Raw genomic sequence first — 18,444 nt, 5'->3', positions numbered from 1 at the left:
AAAATATCTGGTCTTAATTTTGCGCTTCAGCAAGGTTGCGATCCTGGATCGCCTGTTCAAACAGACGCTGTTCTTTTTCCTTATGCTCAACCGAGAAACGGATCATCAATACACAGCTCGCAGCAATCACTACCAGCCCACCCAGCACCATTAATGTGGTCTGAATATCCAGCATGCCTTTTAATAAGAAGCCCGCTGCAACTGCGCCTACGTTACCACCTGCACCGATAATGCCCGCCACACCACCCAGTGCATCACGGTCAATAAATGGCACTAGCGCATAGGTCGCACCGCAGGCCATGTGGGTAAACAGGGCAAATACCGTCATGGTCAGGATTGCCAGCATTGCACTGTTCATTTGTGAGAACACTACCAAGAACACACCTTCCAGCAGGATCATCAGGAACAATACTTTGGTACGGCCATCCAGTCCTTTGCTTAGTGCGACTCTGTCAGATACGATGCCACCCAGGGCGCGTGCAAATAACGCCAGCAAACCAAAGATCCCCGCAGCCATACCCGCTTCTTTCAGGCCAAACTCGAAGTTTTCTACGTAGTACATTGCAACAATGTTATGAATGAAGATTTCGATACCGAAACAGGCCGCATAAGCGCCAAATAAAATCCAGACACGGTAGTTACGGGCCGCATGCATCAGAATTGCCATGCCACCTTTTTTCTCGCTACCAACCTGAATTCCTGCTGCACGCAGTTCTTTAAAGTTGCCTTGTGGACAGTCTTGGGTAAATTTCCAGTACAATGCACCGACGATCAGCATCATCAGGCCTGGAACAATTAAGGCAATTCTCCAGCCCATCGCCTGTTCAACACCGAACAGCACCAGCGCAGCCAGAAGTAATGGCATCAAGGCTTGAGTCGCACCGCCACCGGCATTTCCCCAACCTGCTGATGCAGCATTTGCAGTACCCACGACATTCGGCGCAAACATGATGCTGGTGTGATATTGGGTAATGACGAAACTGGCACCAATGGCGCCAATCAGTAAGCGGAAAAACAGAAAGGATTCATAGCTATTCGCAGAGGCCACACCAAAGACCGGGATACTGCCGAGTACGAGTAAGGCGGTATAGGTTTTCCGTGGACCATATTTGTCACATAGCGGACCGACAATCAGTCGAACCAGAATGGTGATCGCGACTGCTGCAATATTGATATTGGCGATTTGATCTTTGGTTAAGCTGAATTCACCCGCGATCACAGGCATCAGCGGTGCACAGGCGAACCAGGCAAAGAAGCAGACAAAAAACGCGAGCCAACTCATATGGAAGGCTCTCATTGCTGCGCTGCTGAAATTCAAAAGACTTATTTTTGTTGCTTTCTTTTCATATAAATTTGAAGACATCACCATCTCCTTCCAGAACTGAACGTATAGGCTTATCTGCTATGCGAATCGCTGCACACCAGATGCGATCAGAACGGACGTCATTGGCCGTCTTACAAATTTCTTTAGAGTCGTCTTTGACTCAAATTCTATTAAGCACAAAGCGTGCCAATAAAATAACTTTATGAATAAGTATTTGTATTTATATTATTTATCTAAAAGTAATTTTATATTTTTTCTAAATTATAGTGACTTCGAACCAAGCTCTCTCTTATTTTTCTCAGCATATTTATATCTGGATTTTAAAATTGCCACTTCACTGCACCATTTGGCACAGCTTTAGTGCAAGGAAGAACATAATCAAACTAGATATTTTTAATTAAAGAAAAACTTATCGTTAAAACTTAATTTTTTTAAATGAGTTAGCTAATTAAGCATCTAAATGTGTCTAATACAATTCAATGAGGAAAACTTTAATTCAAGATTATGTACTTCACTTGAATTTCGGACATATAGAGAAAAATATAAATTTATTCCATATTTTTTAAATAATTAAGTACTAGCAACATTAAATAGAGAGCCAATCCAGAAACTGAATAACATAGCAACGATGCCCCAAATCATGACACGCAGTGCGCCTTTCCACATACTGCCACCGCCTGCATAGCTGGCTAATGCTCCCATAATTCCCAGACTAAGCACTCCCACCAGCATGACGCCCTGATCTAGCAAATGTGAAGGCAGAACTAAAATGGATACCAATGGAAATAAAGAACCTACCGTAAATGCTGATGCTGAAGAAAATGCTGCCGTAAAGGGCTGGGCAGCTGTCTGTTCCAGAATTCCAATCTCATCACGTGCATGCGCATCCAAGGCATTATGTGCAGTAAGCTGTTTTGCCACTTCTTCGGCCAGATCAGCTTCTAAACCTCGCTTGATATAAATGTTTTTTAGCTCTTTTAATTCATGTACGGGATGCAGATTTAATTCCCGCTCTTCCATGGCGAGATCATTTTTTTCAATATCCTGTTGCGACTTAACCGAAATATATTCCCCAGCTGCCATCGAGGCTGCACCAGAAATCAGGCCAGCAACACAAGCAATCAAAAGTGTTTGTGAAGAAGCGCCACTGGCTGCCATCCCAACAACCAGACTGGTCACGGAAATAATTCCATCATTGGCACCGAGCACTGCGGCACGCAACCAGCCAGAACGTTGTATATAGTGTTTTTCATGATGATGGGAATGAGGCATGTCTTTCTCGTTCTTTTAGCGGATGAAATAAGATTTTAAATTTTAGTCACTTATTATTTTATCATCTTACTTTAAGCCAAATATTTCAAATATAAGTCTTCACTTTCAGAGATAGCTTCGAGTTTTATTTACTTATTTTTGAAAAATAGAAATTACTTATCGAGGATGTTTAAATGGGTTTTAGCCAGCGGTCGCAATAAACAACCCACTGGCTATACCTTAAAGGATGAACTTCTGATTATTATCAATGACCTTTCACTTTAGATAAGTAATAAGGTCAAAAGCTTAAACCAAATGCATTGCATCAAATAATTGATATCAATACCACTTCTTAACCTCGGATGGCAGCTTCAATTGCAGCGACATCAATTTTCTTCATTTTAAGCATGGCATCAAATACCCTTTTTGCTACTGCGGGATCTGAACTGTAAGATGCTTCAAGTAAAGCCATGGGGATAATCTGCCAGGAAACTCCCCATTTATCCTTACACCAGCCGCATTCACTTTCCTGCCCATTATTGTTCACAATCGCATTCCAATAGCGGTCAGTTTCTTCCTGATCTTGTGTGGCCACTTGAAAGGAAAAAGCTTCATTATGCTTAAATTCTGGTCCACCATTTAAACCAATACATGGAATACCCAGGACCGTAAAATTGACTGTAATGACATCTCCCTCTTTTCCTGACGAAAAATCTCCAGGGGCAAGGACTATTGCTCCTACTGACGAGTCTGGAAAGGTTTCTGCATAAAACCGTGCAGCCTCTTCAGCATCGTGATCGTACCAAAGGCAGATGGTATTTTTTGCAATATTCATGATCTCACCTCTGCGTAGAGATTAAGAGATGACGCATTTGTTTAGCCCTGCTTTACGCTTTTGAGTGGCTAAACAAATTTATCTATGCGTTCTATATTCGACCTAAGCTGGCAAAAGGCCAGTTTCTTTATTGTGTTTTTATTCTTTGAATTGTAATAACAGGTACTTCTTGATCTGCTGCAGATTTTATAAAGTGCTTTGCAGCTGTTCTAAGCCACTAAAATGTTTATAAAGTTGTCGATGTCCAAGTCGACCATATGCCTTGATTTTTCATTTACACTGCTTACAGACCGCTATTTTGAAAATACCTTAATGGTCGGAAACTCTATCTCTATCGTCAATGCGGTGGCCGGGGTAATTGGTGTCTTCCTGCTGTATAAAGGCTGTCAGTACTATCGTGAAAGTATGAAACTGGAAAAACTGGTAGATTGAATCTATTCCGAACAGAAAGCCCTTAATCATTTAAGGGCTTTTTCTTTTTTGTGGAAAATTAGCTGAAAACTCAGATCTGGATATTTCAATTTTTCAGACTTCTTGCTTCATATTTCTCTGAAAAAGCCTTTGCTCAGCAGTTACTTTAACAGGTTGATTAGATGCCAATCAGATTTACAAAAAACTACATTTCCTATGATTTAGTATCTTGGAATTATCCAAAAAATATTTTTTATGAATAACATTAATTTATGTTATAAATTAACCTCATATTTTACTAAATTATTTATTACGTAATTAGATTACGTATTGAATAATATTCAAGATCCAGTATGATGAGTTAAATTCCTTCTTTTTCTTGTGTGCATCAGGAATCGATGCAGTTCAACAAGTCAAAGAAGTCAGGCAAACGGATTTGTCTTCTCAATATAAAACGGCAGTCATACCTCCGTAGAGCCTGAACAGACAGTAAAAGATGAGCAATAGGATTGCTTCTAAGAAATGAGGATGTTGTATGAATGAATTAGCCAATCCATTAGAACTGTGTGGATTCGAATTTATTGAATTTGTATCTGAAGATGGCCAGCTGGATCCAGTTTTCCAAGCCATCGGATTCACTAAAGTGGCGAAGCATAAATCGAAAAATGTCTATTTATGGCGCCAGGGCAATATTAATATCATTCTGAATTATCAGCCTGAATCATATGCAGCATTTTTCTATAAAGAGCACGGTCCTTCTGCTTGTGCAATGGGCTTCCGTACCAGGAATGCGGCAAAAGCTTTTCAAAAGGCGATTGAAATCGGTGCAGAACCGATTTATAGCAAAATCGGCCCAATGGAGCTTAACATCCCTGCGATTAAAGGAATCGGTGGTTCTCCAATCTTCCTGGTCGATTGTGACATTTACCAAAATGATTTTATCTTCTTTGATAATGTTCCATCGCGTCCAGCCGGCACAGGCCTGAATGAAATCGACCATTTAACGCATAACGTTTATAAAGGTCGTATGCAGTACTGGGCAGATTTCTATGAAAAGATTTTCAACTTCCAAGAAATCCGCTACTTCGATATTAAAGGCGAATACACTGGCCTGACTTCTAAGGCACTAACAGCACCAGATGGTAAGATCCGTATTCCACTAAATGAAGATTCAGACAAAGGTAATGGCCAGATCGCTGAATTCCTGAACGAATTCAATGGAGAAGGCATTCAGCACATTGCCTTTATCTGTGATGACCTGCTTGAGACCTGGGACAAGCTGAAAGATTTAGGCACCAAGTTCATGACGCCACCGCCAAGCACTTACTATGAAATGCTGGATGAGCGCTTGCCGAACCATGGTGAGCCTGCGGATGAGCTGCAAAAACGCGGCATTCTGCTCGATGGCAATACCAAAGACGGTAATAAACGCCTGCTGTTACAGATTTTCTCTGAAAATATGATTGGTCCGGTGTTCTTTGAGTTTATCCAGCGCAAAGATGACGATGGCTTCGGTGAAGGGAACTTTAAGGCCTTATTTGAATCAATCGAACGTGATCAGATCAAACGTGGTGTTTTAGACATTTCTAAAGCCTGACCTTTTTAAAACCATACCGGTGTCTATGTAGTCTCATATGCATCGGTATGGTTGCCTCTGTTTCAACGTATACGCTCGTATAACACTTAAGATTCTGCATCGATGACGGCATAAAAATAATAAAGCACATCATAGTTCAGCACTTAATCTCACATGGATGATGAATAAAAATGCAGCATATTGAACAAGGAAACCTGAAAAAAGGTTTAAGTAACCGGCATATTCAGCTTATCGCACTCGGTGGTTCAATTGGTACCGGACTGTTTCTTGGAATTTCACAAACGATCAAGCTTGCTGGGCCTTCCGTCATTTTAGGTTATGCCATTGCAGGCTTGATTGCCTTCTTAATGATGCGCCAGCTGGGTGAAATGATTGTACATGAACCTGTGAGCGGTTCTTTTAGTCATTTCGCTTATAAATACTGGGGCAAATTTGCCGGATTTATGTCGGGCTGGAATTACTGGGTACTGAATATTCTGGTCTGTATGGCCGAATTAAGTGCCGTCGGTCTTTATATCCATTACTGGTGGCCAGAAATTCCGACCTGGGTTTCTGCCCTCGGCTTCTTCATTTTCATCAATATCATTAATTTGCTTCATGTGAAATTATTCGGTGAAATGGAGTTCTGGCTGGCGATCATTAAAGTTGGTGCAATTATTGCCATGATTGCGTTCGGCAGCTACTTGCTTGTCAGTGGTAGCGGCCATAGCCAGTCCAGTCTGGAAAATTTATGGCAACTCGGCGGCTTCTTCCCGAATGGAATCATGGGCCTGATTATGGCGATGGCCATGATCATGTTTGCTTTTGGCGGCATTGAGCTGGTCGGGATCGCAGCAGCAGAAACTGATAATCCGAAAAAGACTTTGCCTAAAGCAGTCAATCAAATTGTCTACCGTGTCCTGTTATTTTATATCCTGAGTCTGGTAGTGATTTTATCACTTTACCCTTGGAACATGATGGCGCAAGGTGGTAGTCCATTTGTGATGATTTTTGATTCTCTCGGCAGTCAGACAGTTGCCGGAGTTTTGAATTTCGTGGTGTTAACCGCGGCGGTTTCGGTATATAACAGTACTAACTACTGTACCAGCCGTATGCTCTTAGGTTTAGCCCAGCAAGGTAATGCGCCGAAGTTCTTAAGCAAGATTAATCAGCGTGGCATCCCTGTGAATGCGGTGATGGTTTCAGCGTTTTTCACCTTGATGTGCGTTTTATTAAATTATCTGGTACCGGAAAAAGCCTTTAGCATGTTGATGATGCTGGTGGTTGCTGCCATCGTGATTAACTGGCTTGTTATTTCCTATACTCATTTGAAATTCAAGACATCCATGAATCGTACGCAGACTAGAACCGATTTTCCAAGTGTGGCTTATCCATTTACCAACTATTTATGTATCGCATTTATGGGCGGTATTCTGCTGATTATGAGCAGCACCCCGGACATGCGCGTTGCTGTCATCATGATTCCGGTCTGGATTGGTATTCTCTCGGTTGCCTACTTCTTTAAGCGCAAACTGGAATCTCAGACGGCTATGTTAGACAACAGCAAAATTAGCTCTTTACCAGAAGCGTAATCGCATATTGATTAGATTAGGATAGATTCATGTTTCAACATATTGATACTTATGCCGGTGATCCGATTCTCTCTTTAATGGAAGAATTCAACAAAGATCAGCGTAATAACAAAGTTAACTTAAGCATCGGCCTGTATTACAACGAAGATAATATCGTGCCGCAGCTAGACTCAGTGCAAAAAGCCTATACTTACCTGACCCCTGACTATAATAAAGTTCGTGTTTACTTGCCGATGGATGGTCTGAACAGCTTTAACCAGGCTGCACAGGAATTAATTTTTGGAACTTCCAGCCCTGCCCGCGAGCAAGGCCGTGTAGTCACGATTCAGACCTTGGGCGGCTCAGGTGCGCTAAAAGTCGGCGCTGACTTTTTGAAAAAATATTTTCCAGAATCTGAAATCTGGGTGAGCCAGCCGACTTGGGAAAACCATATTGCCATCTTTAATGGCGCTGGTATTCAGACCCATTTCTATCCTTATTATGATGCAGAAACCAATGCCGTTAATGTACCGGCGATGCTGGATTGCTTAAAACAGCTGCCCGCTCAAAGTATTGTGTTATTACATCCATGTTGTCATAACCCGACCGGGGCAGACTTACAGCCACATGAGTGGGATCAAGTCATTGAAGTATTAAAGGCTCAATCCTTAATTCCGTTCCTGGATATGGCATATCAAGGTTTCGGTCAGGGTCTGGAACTGGATGCCTATGCCATTCGTGCACTTGATCAAGCCGGTATGAATTTCATCGTCAGTCATTCATTTTCCAAAATCTTCTCTTTATATGGAGAGCGTATTGGTAGTTTAAGCTTTGTTTGTGATGACGCTACAAGCGCACAAAATGTTTTAGGCCAGTTAAAAGCTACAGTTCGCCGGATTTATTCGAGTCCAGCGGCCAATGGTGCGCTATTGGTCAGTCAGGTGTTAAATAACCCTGAACTGTTTCAGCAATGGCAGGCTGAAGTTGAAGAAATGCGCCAGCGTATTTTACGTATGCGAGGCTTACTCAAAGAAAAATTGTCTCAGGCACTACCAGAACTTGATTTCAGCTACCTGACCCAGCAACAAGGCATGTTCAGCTATACCGGCTTAACTGCTGAGCAAGTGGATCTGTTAAAACAGCATTACGGTATTTATCTGGTCCGTAGTGGCCGGATGTGTACAGCGGGTCTGAACCTCAGCAATATTGATTATGTTGCAGAGTCGATGGCTGCGGTGATCAAAATGCAAAATGAAGCTGAACCGTTGATTGCTTAAAAATAATTAAGTTGTTAGAAGCCTTCTAGCTTAAGTGCTGGAAGGCTTTTTTTATGAATAGTGATTTGATCTTTCTAAATAAAAATAGGGTCAGATAAGGCTCTTTGAATCGTACCGGGTTTGTCGGAGAGTCAATATTAGGATATAAAAAAGATCCAGTACCCAATCAGGACTGGATCTATGTAATGACTATAAATTATATGTAATAGAAGAAAGTATTAGACAGCCACCTGTGGATTAAACAAGCCATCAATCTGTTTTTGGATCCCTAGCAGATAATCAATAGCCTGTTGCATCTGATCTGCTGGCAATTGGTCTTCGGTGCCGATACAGGTAATCACATGATCAAGCTGTCGGCTAAAGTTATACACCGGAATCGCCACTGCATGAATGCCCGCCATCATATCACCGGTCACTGACGCATAGCCCTGCTGCAGGATTTTCTCTTTAAGCTGCAAGAATTCTTCCCAGTTCGCAGGATATTGACCTGCTTTAGCGCTACTCGCCCACTCTTTTTCCAGCAAAGGCTTGATGATGTGTTCTGGCTGAAGGCAGGCATGTAAACGACCAGTTGCTGACTTTAGCAAAGGCATACGCGAGCCGACCCGGGTAATAATATTAAATACATGGTTGGATTCAAGCGACTGAACCACCACAGCACCATCGGCGAACCATTTACTGACATGAATACTGCAATTTAAATGCTGCTGAATCTGCGCAATATATTTTTGGGTTAATTCCAGCATATCGGTACGTTTTAAGGCATTGACGCCAAATGCGTGAGCACGCTCACCCAAGCTATAACGTCCATCACTGAGCTGCTGGGCATACCCTTTACGTATCAGACTCACCACATAGCGATGCACTTTTGCAGGATGCATGGACAGGACTTCTGACAGCTCTTTTAACATCATCGGTGCATTATGTTCAGTCAATGCATCGAGTACAGTTAATCCTACTTCTAGAGACTGCACCCCTCCCTGTAATTTTCCTTCCTCAACGTTCATCGTTTCATCCTGCATATACGCACTAATTTTCATGGCTCTATAAAACCATTGTACTACTGAAATCAAAAATCTTGTTCGGCCAAATCTGATTCCAGATTCAGATCATAGCCGCATATTAACAAATTTACATTATACATAATAAAATTATTTATTGCGTAATTTAAAAATATAAGTATGATTCTGTATAGAACTTAAATTTTCCACGGAAAGGATTCATATTTATGACGACGCGTTTAAAGTCATTTATCGACATCGCTCCTGATTCAGATTTCCCTTTAGAAAACCTTCCTTACGGTATTTTCAGTGATAAGCAGAACGTCCAACCACGTGCCGGGGTGGCACTTGGAGAATGGGTGGTTGACTTGGCAGCATTGGAACAAAAAGGTTATTTAAAACTAGAAGAAGGTCAGCAATTTTTTAATCGGCCAACCTTGAATGCCTTTATTGAGTCAGGTAAAGCCAACTGGTCTAAAGTACGAGCAGAGTTACAGATGCTGTTGTCAGCAGATCATGCCGAATTGCGTGACAATCAGGAACTCCATGATCAGGTTTTCTTTAAACAGTCAGACGTCACAATGCATCTGCCGGTGCATATCCCGGGCTATACCGATTTCTATTCATCTAAAGAACATGCCACCAATGTTGGCTGTATGTTCCGTGATCCGAAAAATGCTCTGTTAGCCAACTGGTCAGAACTTCCAGTCGGTTATAACGGTCGTGCCAGCTCCGTAATTGTCAGCGGTACAGAGATCGTGCGTCCATCTGGACAGATCAAATTACCGGATTCTAATCGCCCAGTATTTTCAGCATGTCGCAAACTCGACTTCGAACTGGAAACTGGCTTTATCATCGGCAAGCCAAATAACTTAGGCGAGCCCATTGCAATTGAAAATGCTTGGGACCATATTTTTGGTATGGTGCTATTCAATGACTGGTCTGCACGTGACTTGCAACAATGGGAATATGTACCCCTAGGTCCATTTAACGCCAAGACTTTTGCCTCTTCGATCTCGCCATGGATCGTAACTATGGAAGCACTTGAACCATTTAAAACCAGCTCACCTACTCAAGATCCCAAACCTCTGACTTATCTGCGTGAAGATAACAGCAGTAACAGCTATGACATTAACCTGTCTGTTGAAATTCAGCCTGCAAATTCAGACCAGGCTGATGTGATCTGTGAAACCAATTTCAAATATATGTACTGGTCGATGGCACAGCAGCTGACTCATCACACCATTGCCGGCTGTAATGTTCAGGTCGGTGATCTGATGGGTTCAGGCACAATTTCCGGTCCTACGCCTAACTCTTATGGTTCATTGCTTGAAATTACCTGGAATGCCACCAAGCCACTGACGTTGTCGAATGGTGAACAGCGCACCTTCATTCAGGACGGTGATACCGTGATTATGAAAGGTCATTGTGAAAAAGATGGTCTGCGTATCGGTTTCGGTGCTGTGAGCGGCAAAATCCTGCCAGCGCTTAATTTCGATTTTACTGAATAGTCCAGGGTGAGCTTATGACCATGCAACTATATACCTATTTTCGGAGTTCAGCCGCTTACCGGGTTCGTATTGCACTCCACCTGAAAGGACTCGAAGCAGAACATATCCTGGTTCATCTGGTGAACAATGGTGGCGAACAGCATAGTGAAACGTTTCGTCAGGTCAATCCGAGTGAGCTGGTCCCTGCCTTAATCGAAGATGATTTCACGCTGACCCAGTCGCTCAGCATCATTGAATATCTGGAAGAAAAATTTCCAGAAACTCCACTGTTGCCCAAGAATTTGCAACAGCGTGCACTGATTCGGGCCTTCAGTCTGAATATTGCTTGTGACATTCATCCATTAAATAACCTGCGTGTACTTCAATATCTCAGTAAAACCCTGAATGCCAGCGATGAACAGAAAACCGAATGGTACAGACACTGGGTTATTACCGGCTTAAAAGCACTTGAAGCTCAATTGACACATTCAAATGGACAATTCTGTTTTGGAGATCAGCCGAGCCTTGCAGATTGCTGTCTGATTCCACAAGTATATAACGCCAAACGTTTCAATATCGATCTTTCAGATTTTCCGAAAATTGAATCGATTTATGCCCATTGCAACTCACTGGATGCATTTCAAGAAGCTGCACCTGAAGCGCAGCCTGATGCAGCATAAGAACATATAAGGATATAACCATGACCATTCAAATCGAAAAAATTCACCATGTCGCCTACCGCTGTAAAGATGCCAAAGAAACTGTGGAATGGTACAAAAAAAACCTGAACATGGACTTTATTCTGGCTTTTGCCGAGGATCATGTCCCGTCTACCAAAGCTTTCGACCCCTATATGCATCTATTTTTAGATGCAGGCAATGGCAATGTCTTGGCCTTCTTTGAACTGCCAACCCAACCAGAAATGGGCCGCGATGAAAATACCCCAAAATGGGTGCAGCATATTGCCTTAAAAGTGAAGGATCGTCAGGCATTAGTTCAGGCTAAAGAACATCTGGAAGCCAATGGCGTGGATGTACTGGGCATTACCAATCATGGCATTTTCCATTCGATTTACTTCTTCGATCCAAATGGTCATCGCCTGGAACTGGCTTATGATGATGAAAAAGCACACCAGAAAATTGCCATGATTACCGAAGCAATGAAGTATGACATGCTGGAACAATGGAGCAAAACCAAACGTGCGCCTTCACATACCCACTTCCTGCATGCAGATGAATTAGACCATAGCGCTCGTGAAGCCAAGATGGATGCTTAAATTTTTAAAGAAGGGATTTCTGATGAATAAAGTGGTTGCGAATGCTCAGGATGCTTTAGCGGATATTGTGGCAGATCATCAAACACTGGCGGTCGGTGGATTTGGTTTATGCGGCATTCCAGAAGCACTCATAGAAGCCTTAAAAAATAGCGGTGTCACCGGCCTCATCTGTATTTCCAATAATGCAGGGGTCGATGATTTTGGTTTGGGTAAATTGCTGCGGACCAAGCAGATCAAAAAAATGATTTCTTCTTATGTCGGTGAGAACAAGGAATTTGAGCGCCAATATCTGAATGGTGAGCTGGAAGTAGAGCTGACGCCACAAGGTACACTGGCAGAAAAACTGCGTGCGGGTGGTGCTGGAATTCCCGCTTTCTACACCCAAACCGGTGTCGGCACATTGGTTGCTGAAGGCAAAGAAGTCCGTGAATTTGAGGGTAAAGAATTTATCCTGGAAAAGTCATTAACCGCAGATTTGGCACTGGTTAAAGCCTATAAAGCGGATAAGGCTGGGAATCTGGTCTTTCGTAAAACCGCGCGTAATTTCAATCCTGAATGTGCCGTGGCCGGGAAAATCACTGTGGCTGAAGTTGAACAGGTCGTCGAAATTGGTGAACTTGATCCCGATGATATCCATCTGCCTGGAATCTATGTGAATCGAATTGTCGTTAATGCTTCACCAGAAAAACGCATTGAACAGATGACCTTAAAGGCGGGAGCATAATCATGGCTTGGACTCGAAATCAAATGGCTCAACGTGCAGCACAGGAACTTGAAGATGGGTTCTATGTCAATCTCGGTATCGGTTTACCAACACTGGTGGCCAACCATATTCCGGACGATATCAACGTCTGGCTCCAGTCTGAAAATGGCCTGTTAGGCATTGATGAATTTCCAACTGTAGAAACCGTTGATGCAGATCTAATTAATGCAGGTAAACAGACGGTGACTGCCCGTAAAGGTGCTGCCTTCTTTTCCAGTGCGGATTCGTTTGCCATGATTCGCGGTGGACATGTCAATATTGCGATTCTGGGGGCAATGGAAGTTTCCGAAAAGGGTGATCTGGCAAACTGGATGATTCCAGGCAAGAAAGTCAAAGGTATGGGCGGTGCCATGGATCTGGTAGCCGGTGTGCAGAAAGTTGTAGTGCTGATGGAACATACAGCGAAAGACGGTTCACCGAAAATCGTTCCTCAGTGTACCTTGCCGTTGACCGGTAAAGGTGTCGTCAATCGAATCATTACCGATCTCGGTGTGATGGATATTACTTCACGCGGAGTGGTTCTGGTAGAACTCGCTCAAGATGTCACACTGGAACAGATCAAAGCTGCGACAGGAGTTGAGCTGATTACGGATAGACTTGAGGCTGCCTGATCTGCTTCTACTGAATAATCAAAGCAGCGAAAGCTGCTTTGATTATTCTTATGAAATATTCCTTTAGCATCGTAATTACATTGAAGATAAAGAATATTTTTCTATAATATTCATGTTCTTGCCGTATAATTTTTAAAAGCCCAATAAAATTTTATGAATGTAATTCACCTTATTGGATCAAATAAAATTATCTTTATTTCTATTCAAATAAGTTTGCAGAAAAACTATTTTTTTTTGGTTTATTGTTTTTTTATTAAGCTCAATGAAACTTATAAAATTTAAGATTTAGAACTACTCTCACACCTATTTATATTTAAAGTGATCACTAAAGATAATGATGATAATAAAATTTTAATTAGTAGAAAAAATACTTAATAAAAAAGCCACTTATATAAGCGGCTGATTTATAACAAGAATTTTGGTGGAGATGGCGGGAGTTGAACTCACTTAAGTTTAACTCCATCAGACTCCATCATACATAAGCATATGTATTTACTGTTTTTTAACCATTTCACTTTAATTAACAATGATAGTATTTAAATAAAGTGTGGCAAAAAATGTGGCAGATCATTTACGAGTATTTTTTACTGACAATTGTGGTGCAATTGGTTGTAAGCTAGATTTTAGGTGCTGACTTCTTCATCTGTAAATTATATTGCTCAAGAGCCCTTTCTGAACCTCATTGTACAAAAAATCTCTTCCGATTGGCTTTGTTGCACAAAGATTTGAAATGCAAAGTACCCCTAATTGAGCCAAATTTAAAGCGTAACTTGGGTAAGTGGTCGACTTAATTCCGTAAATCTGTTGAGGACTGATACACGTGCATGAATCTCATCGACTTGGCTATCAAAACGCCTTGCACTGAGTTTATCTCCTAATAATTTAATGCAGTGCATCTTAGTTTCAACCAAACTTCGCCGATGATAGCCTGACCATTTTTTCCAGAGTGTCCTGCCTAAACGTTTAACTGTTCGAAGTAATTCATTTCGCTCTAGCGAGCTACTCTTTGTATCTTTCCATGGTTTCGCATTTTTTCTAGGTGGAATCACCGCATGTACTTGCCGATCTGCAATGACCTGACGGCATTGCTTGGTGTCATAAGCTCCATCGGTATAAACAGAGTCAATCTGCTCATCTTGTGGAATCTGATTAAGTAAATCACCAAGTAACTGTGAATCACTGACATTATTTGTTGTGAGCTGAACTGCTCGTATTTGCAGGGTTTTGGCATCTATACCAATATGTAGTTTACGCCATTGGCGACGATATTCAGCTCCATGTTTCTTGCGTTTCCATTCGCCCTCACCTAGAAACTTCATGCCTGTAGAGTCCATGAGCAGATGCAGCCCATCGCTACTTTTTTGGTAGCTGATTGCAATATCAATATGCTTTTATCTTCTACAAAGCGTACTGTACGAATATCACTGATATTCGGGGCTGCTCAGCCGCAAAGTTTAATCAGACTTTGCACAAAGCCAGTGACCATACATAAAGACAGACGAAATAAGGATTTAATCATTAAGCAACATTGGATGGCTGCATCGGAGTAGGTTTGATTTCGCCCTTGTTTGCCTTTTGATGGAGCATACCATTGCTTAGCTGGATCGAACCAAATGGCAATATTTCCGCGATTAATGGGTACTCGGTTATATGCGGGCCAATTGGTGATACGATAAATTGTAGGTGTAGGCTTATTCATTTGAAAATTATATTGTAAAATAATTATTTAGAGATAAGTTTGTGCAATAAAGCCCTTTTTAACTAATTTAAAATTAAATCAATAGACTTCTTACGTTAGTCAAAATTTAAACAGCCTAAAGCTACATTTAATAAGGTTTTAACCAATTCAAAAATTAGGCAAAATGATACTTTCGCAAAAGGTCTAATTCTAGTTTATTTTTAAAAGTCGAATGCGAGTGCAACCAATTTTAGGCGCAATCGCACTAATCGCAGCCCACTTCGATGGATAATCTTTTTCGGATTTAATCAATAATTGAACCGCTCTTTCTCTGATTTCAGGGGTATATTTTACTTATTTCATCGCGACACTACGCTTCGCTACGTCTTGCGAAGCAATGCTTCTCATCTCAGAAAGTTTGGTTGCCGACAAACCCGGTACGGTTCAGTGTTCTGCAATCTCAGCCAAACTGGGTTGCTGTTTGAAGTTTTGTTCAATATATTCAATCGCCTTTGCCACACGTGCGTAATTACTATGTTCTGTCATGATTACTCGCGGAAATCATTTAACTTAAGAAAACAGTAACAAATCCAGTCAGGCCTGAAAATCCGTTTCTTGCGCTTTATCAGAAAAGGTTATGAGCATGCATTGATTGGCTTAGTCGTCCCTTGCTAAGCATAAAAAACGGAACAGTGGCCTGTTCCGCTTGAGATGGCGTTTTAACTAAAGGGGTTTAGAACTGGTAGTTCAAACGCATGAGGAAGCTGCGTGGTGTACCTGGCATAGAGTCCGAACGCCAGTATTCTTTATTGGTCAAGTTACTGACAGCTAAAGTCACGTTCCATGGGTCAGCACTATAACCAATGGCAGCATCGACACGGTTGTAGCCTTCCATTTTGTTCAAGTTATTGATGTTTGTGTAATAAGAGCCAACATAGGTCACACCCACTTCACCATAAAGCTTTTCTGTAGGTAAGTAGCGCACAAACAGGTTGCCTGTATTTTTAGAGGTATTAGAAAGGGTATTTCCTACATTTTCAGGCTTTTCTTTGTCCTTTTTGACTTGAGCATCGGTGTAACCATAACCACCACGGACAAAAAGATTATCCAATACGCGACCAATAAAACTAAATTCTAAGCCTTTGGATTGATGTTCGCCACCCACAGCCCATACGTCTGGAACATCTGGATCTGGACGGTAACGGATATTCTTTTTACGAATGTCATAAACAGAGAACTGGGTATTGAGGCGTTCATCGAACCAATCACTTTTCACGCCAATTTCGTATTGTTCGTTATATTGTGGCTCAGCATTAAAGATGTTCATATCTTGGCTTGCTGATGAAATTGGATTGACACCCATAGAGCCGCCAAAGGGAGCAAAACTTTTACTGTATGATGCGTACAGACTTTGATGTTCATTCGGCTGCCAGACCACGCCGACATTTGGGCTAAATGAATCATCATCGACAGATCGTTTACGTTTATCTGCATCAACATTTGGTAGTTTGTTGGTGGTAGAAAAATCATAGCTGTCGTAGCGCATGCCGAGCATGATTTTGAATTGTTCACTTAAGCTGATTAAGTCTTGGGCAAAGAAACCTAAACTTGTACCCTGATTATAATTGTGTTGACTAATTTTAAGTGGACCTGTACCTCGACTGGCTTGGCGTTCACCTGTAATTGGGTCTACATAACCATAAATTGCAGAACCATTTTGATTGGTATTGGCTAGACGCGGTTCGCGCTGTTCATAGCTCCAGTCACTGCCGAAAACAAGGTTGTGTTTAATTGATCCTGTGTTGAATTCGCCTTTAATATCAAAGGTATTACTTGTGGTTTTATTGTTTGTTTGTTGCCAATAATAAATTTGAGAGATTTCGCCTACATGACCTTGGCATGTACCTGCGTTACGGATTACAGTATTTGCAGTTGCACAGTAGCCACCTAAATAAAAATGATCAAAGTTTTGTTCGGCTTGTCTGTAGCTCGCAGCCCAATGGAAAGTCCAATTTGGCGCAAATTCATAACTTACATCTGAGCGAATGACCTGTAGCACGTCATTAACATAATCACCCTCTTGAGCAAAACCCGTTTTAATCGATGTGCCAGCAGGTAAAACACTATAACTTGGTCCACGGTCAGGTACTCGACCTAATTTGTCATAGGTATATTGTGTGGTCCACGTGAGGGTTTCATCATCATTTTTATAAGTGAAACTTGGCGAGATCATTTCAATTTTACTATCAATGCCTGAACGGAAACTATCCGCTTCACCGTATTCACCTGTTAAACGGACAGCCCAATTGTCATTCAACACTTGGTTAATATCCGCTGTTGCGCCATAAGTATCATATGAGCCTACGTAAGTACCGACTGAGCTTTTTGAGTCAAAGTTGGCGTATTTACTCACCATATTGACCACACCGCCGCCAGCACTACGACCGTATAACACCGAGGCAGGCCCTTTTAAAATTTCAATCCGTTCCACATTTGCGGTACTACGACGGACTTGACCACTTTCACGGATACCATCACGGTAAATATCACCCGAGTCGGCAGAGAAACCACGGAGGGTAATGCCATCACCGCGCATATCGTAGTTGGTTGAAGCCCCTGGTGTACCTTGTAGCATCACACTGAGGTCGTTAGAGCCATAGATTTTATATTTCTGTACATCGATGGTGTCGATGGTTTGAGGAATATCTTTTTTCTTTAACCCATTTCGTGTGACATTGGCCTGATCATAATCGACATAGCTTTTGATTGGATCAAGTTCACTCATTGCCTCAATTTTCAAGGTAGGCAGAACTGCTGCTGTATTCGATTTGTTTGTCGTCGCTTGAGAGGAGGGGTTCTCATTATTTTGTAGTGTCGCTTCATCCGCATAGGCTGCATGCGCATTTAAAATCATAAAGCTGAGAAGGCTATATTTGAATAGGTTAGAACCACAAAGCGGCTGTGGTGAAAATTTCATCATGATTTAAGGCTCGGAGAGAGTGAATTTCCGCAATAAAAATGAGAAGTATAATCATTTACTAAAAATAAACAAGACTTATGGTAATATTCATTTTTTCTACATAGTTTTACTGAGTTGAAAAGTACAACTGTACAGGCTTTTTAATTTTTTAGGATTAAGGACAATGGTTTCAACTGCGTTTATTGCCAGATTTCCATCAGGGTCAAGGGGGCTGGCTCAAAGATTTTGGCTTTGTACAATTATTTAAGACTCAGTTAAAAGAACAGCAGAGGTTTTATATTGTGCATCAAGATGAAGATGATTTATTGTCCTTTGATGGTTTTCCTGAATTACATTCAAGTCATTGGCAAATAGAACAATATTACCGAGTGATTAAACAGGTTTGTCAGATTGACAAGTT

Annotated in this window: 13 protein-coding genes and 3 pseudogenes; 10 read left to right on the top strand and 6 right to left on the bottom strand. The window is 41.6% G+C overall.

Annotated features, from left to right (window positions below; all coding sequences use genetic code 11):
* Nucleotides 1-13: 13 nt before the first annotated feature.
* The 3 genes from B3143_RS03650 to B3143_RS03640 all read right to left on the bottom strand — a co-directional run bounded on the left by B3143_RS03650 (nt 14) and on the right by B3143_RS03640 (nt 3,410).
* The gene (locus tag B3143_RS03650; protein ID WP_286739544.1) at nt 14-1,363 is read right to left on the bottom strand and encodes an MFS transporter; all 1,350 of its coding nucleotides are present in this window, start codon (nt 1,361-1,363) and stop codon (nt 14-16) included.
* Between the two features lie 531 nt (nt 1,364-1,894).
* Nucleotides 1,895-2,596, bottom strand: a complete 702-nt coding sequence (locus B3143_RS03645; RefSeq protein WP_286739543.1) for a VIT1/CCC1 transporter family protein — start codon at nt 2,594-2,596, stop codon at nt 1,895-1,897.
* A gap of 331 nt (nt 2,597-2,927) precedes the next feature.
* Nucleotides 2,928-3,410 carry a VOC family protein gene (locus B3143_RS03640; protein ID WP_286739542.1) on the bottom strand — a complete coding sequence of 161 codons (483 nt, stop codon included), beginning with the start codon at nt 3,408-3,410 and terminating at the stop codon, nt 2,928-2,930.
* Nucleotides 3,411-3,689: 279 nt separating this feature from the next.
* Here B3143_RS03640 and B3143_RS03635 point away from each other — a divergent pair.
* The 4 genes and pseudogenes from B3143_RS03635 to B3143_RS03620 form a co-directional block, all read left to right on the top strand.
* A pseudogene (locus B3143_RS03635) lies at nt 3,690-3,842 on the top strand (MFS transporter); the annotation flags it as partial.
* Nucleotides 3,843-4,356: 514 nt separating this feature from the next.
* Complete coding sequence (gene hppD, locus B3143_RS03630; RefSeq protein WP_286739541.1) at nt 4,357-5,418, top strand: 4-hydroxyphenylpyruvate dioxygenase; 1,062 nt, start codon at nt 4,357-4,359, stop codon at nt 5,416-5,418.
* Nucleotides 5,419-5,588: 170 nt separating this feature from the next.
* A complete protein-coding gene (locus tag B3143_RS03625) occupies nt 5,589-6,989 on the top strand; it encodes an amino acid permease (RefSeq protein WP_286739540.1) in 1,401 nt (466 codons plus the stop codon).
* A 29-nt stretch (nt 6,990-7,018) separates the two neighbouring features.
* Nucleotides 7,019-8,245 (top strand): aromatic amino acid transaminase, encoded by a 1,227-nt coding sequence (locus tag B3143_RS03620; protein WP_286739538.1) that lies wholly within the window; start codon nt 7,019-7,021, stop codon nt 8,243-8,245.
* A 218-nt stretch (nt 8,246-8,463) separates the two neighbouring features.
* Here B3143_RS03620 and B3143_RS03615 read toward each other — a convergent pair whose 3' ends face one another.
* Nucleotides 8,464-9,285 carry an IclR family transcriptional regulator gene (locus tag B3143_RS03615; RefSeq protein ID WP_286739536.1) on the bottom strand — a complete coding sequence of 274 codons (822 nt, stop codon included), beginning with the start codon at nt 9,283-9,285 and terminating at the stop codon, nt 8,464-8,466.
* A gap of 188 nt (nt 9,286-9,473) precedes the next feature.
* Here B3143_RS03615 and fahA point away from each other — a divergent pair, with 188 nt between their 5' ends.
* From fahA to B3143_RS03590, 5 genes are read left to right on the top strand one after another with little or no spacing between them, the layout of a single operon-like run.
* Nucleotides 9,474-10,757: a fumarylacetoacetase gene (gene fahA / locus B3143_RS03610; RefSeq protein ID WP_286739535.1), complete on the top strand. Its 1,284-nt coding sequence runs from the start codon at nt 9,474-9,476 to the stop codon at nt 10,755-10,757.
* Nucleotides 10,758-10,777: 20 nt separating this feature from the next.
* Nucleotides 10,778-11,416 (top strand): maleylacetoacetate isomerase, encoded by a 639-nt coding sequence (gene maiA / locus B3143_RS03605; RefSeq protein WP_286739560.1) that lies wholly within the window; start codon nt 10,778-10,780, stop codon nt 11,414-11,416.
* Nucleotides 11,417-11,436: 20 nt separating this feature from the next.
* On the top strand, nt 11,437-12,012 hold the full coding sequence (locus B3143_RS03600; RefSeq protein ID WP_286739533.1) for a VOC family protein: 576 nt from the start codon (nt 11,437-11,439) through the stop codon (nt 12,010-12,012).
* A gap of 22 nt (nt 12,013-12,034) precedes the next feature.
* Nucleotides 12,035-12,736, top strand: a complete 702-nt coding sequence (locus tag B3143_RS03595; protein ID WP_286739531.1) for a CoA transferase subunit A — start codon at nt 12,035-12,037, stop codon at nt 12,734-12,736.
* A gap of 2 nt (nt 12,737-12,738) precedes the next feature.
* Nucleotides 12,739-13,386 (top strand): CoA transferase subunit B, encoded by a 648-nt coding sequence (locus B3143_RS03590; protein ID WP_286739529.1) that lies wholly within the window; start codon nt 12,739-12,741, stop codon nt 13,384-13,386.
* Nucleotides 13,387-14,144: 758 nt separating this feature from the next.
* On the opposite strand, the pseudogene B3143_RS03585 reads toward B3143_RS03590, so the two are convergent.
* Together B3143_RS03585 and B3143_RS03580 are read right to left on the bottom strand one after the other, a co-directional pair.
* Nucleotides 14,145-15,085, bottom strand: a pseudogene (locus B3143_RS03585) (IS5 family transposase).
* A gap of 712 nt (nt 15,086-15,797) precedes the next feature.
* Nucleotides 15,798-18,044 carry a TonB-dependent receptor gene (locus B3143_RS03580; RefSeq protein ID WP_286739528.1) on the bottom strand — a complete coding sequence of 749 codons (2,247 nt, stop codon included), beginning with the start codon at nt 18,042-18,044 and terminating at the stop codon, nt 15,798-15,800.
* A 158-nt stretch (nt 18,045-18,202) separates the two neighbouring features.
* On the opposite strand from B3143_RS03580, the pseudogene B3143_RS03575 reads away from it, so the two are divergent.
* Nucleotides 18,203-18,444, top strand: a pseudogene (locus B3143_RS03575) (IS701 family transposase); the annotation flags it as partial.

The sequence above is a fragment of the Acinetobacter sp. UBA1496 genome (genome assembly GCF_002324975.1).
Classification (GTDB): domain Bacteria; phylum Pseudomonadota; class Gammaproteobacteria; order Pseudomonadales; family Moraxellaceae; genus Acinetobacter; species Acinetobacter variabilis.
This window is presented reverse-complemented; position numbering and strand designations above follow the sequence as displayed.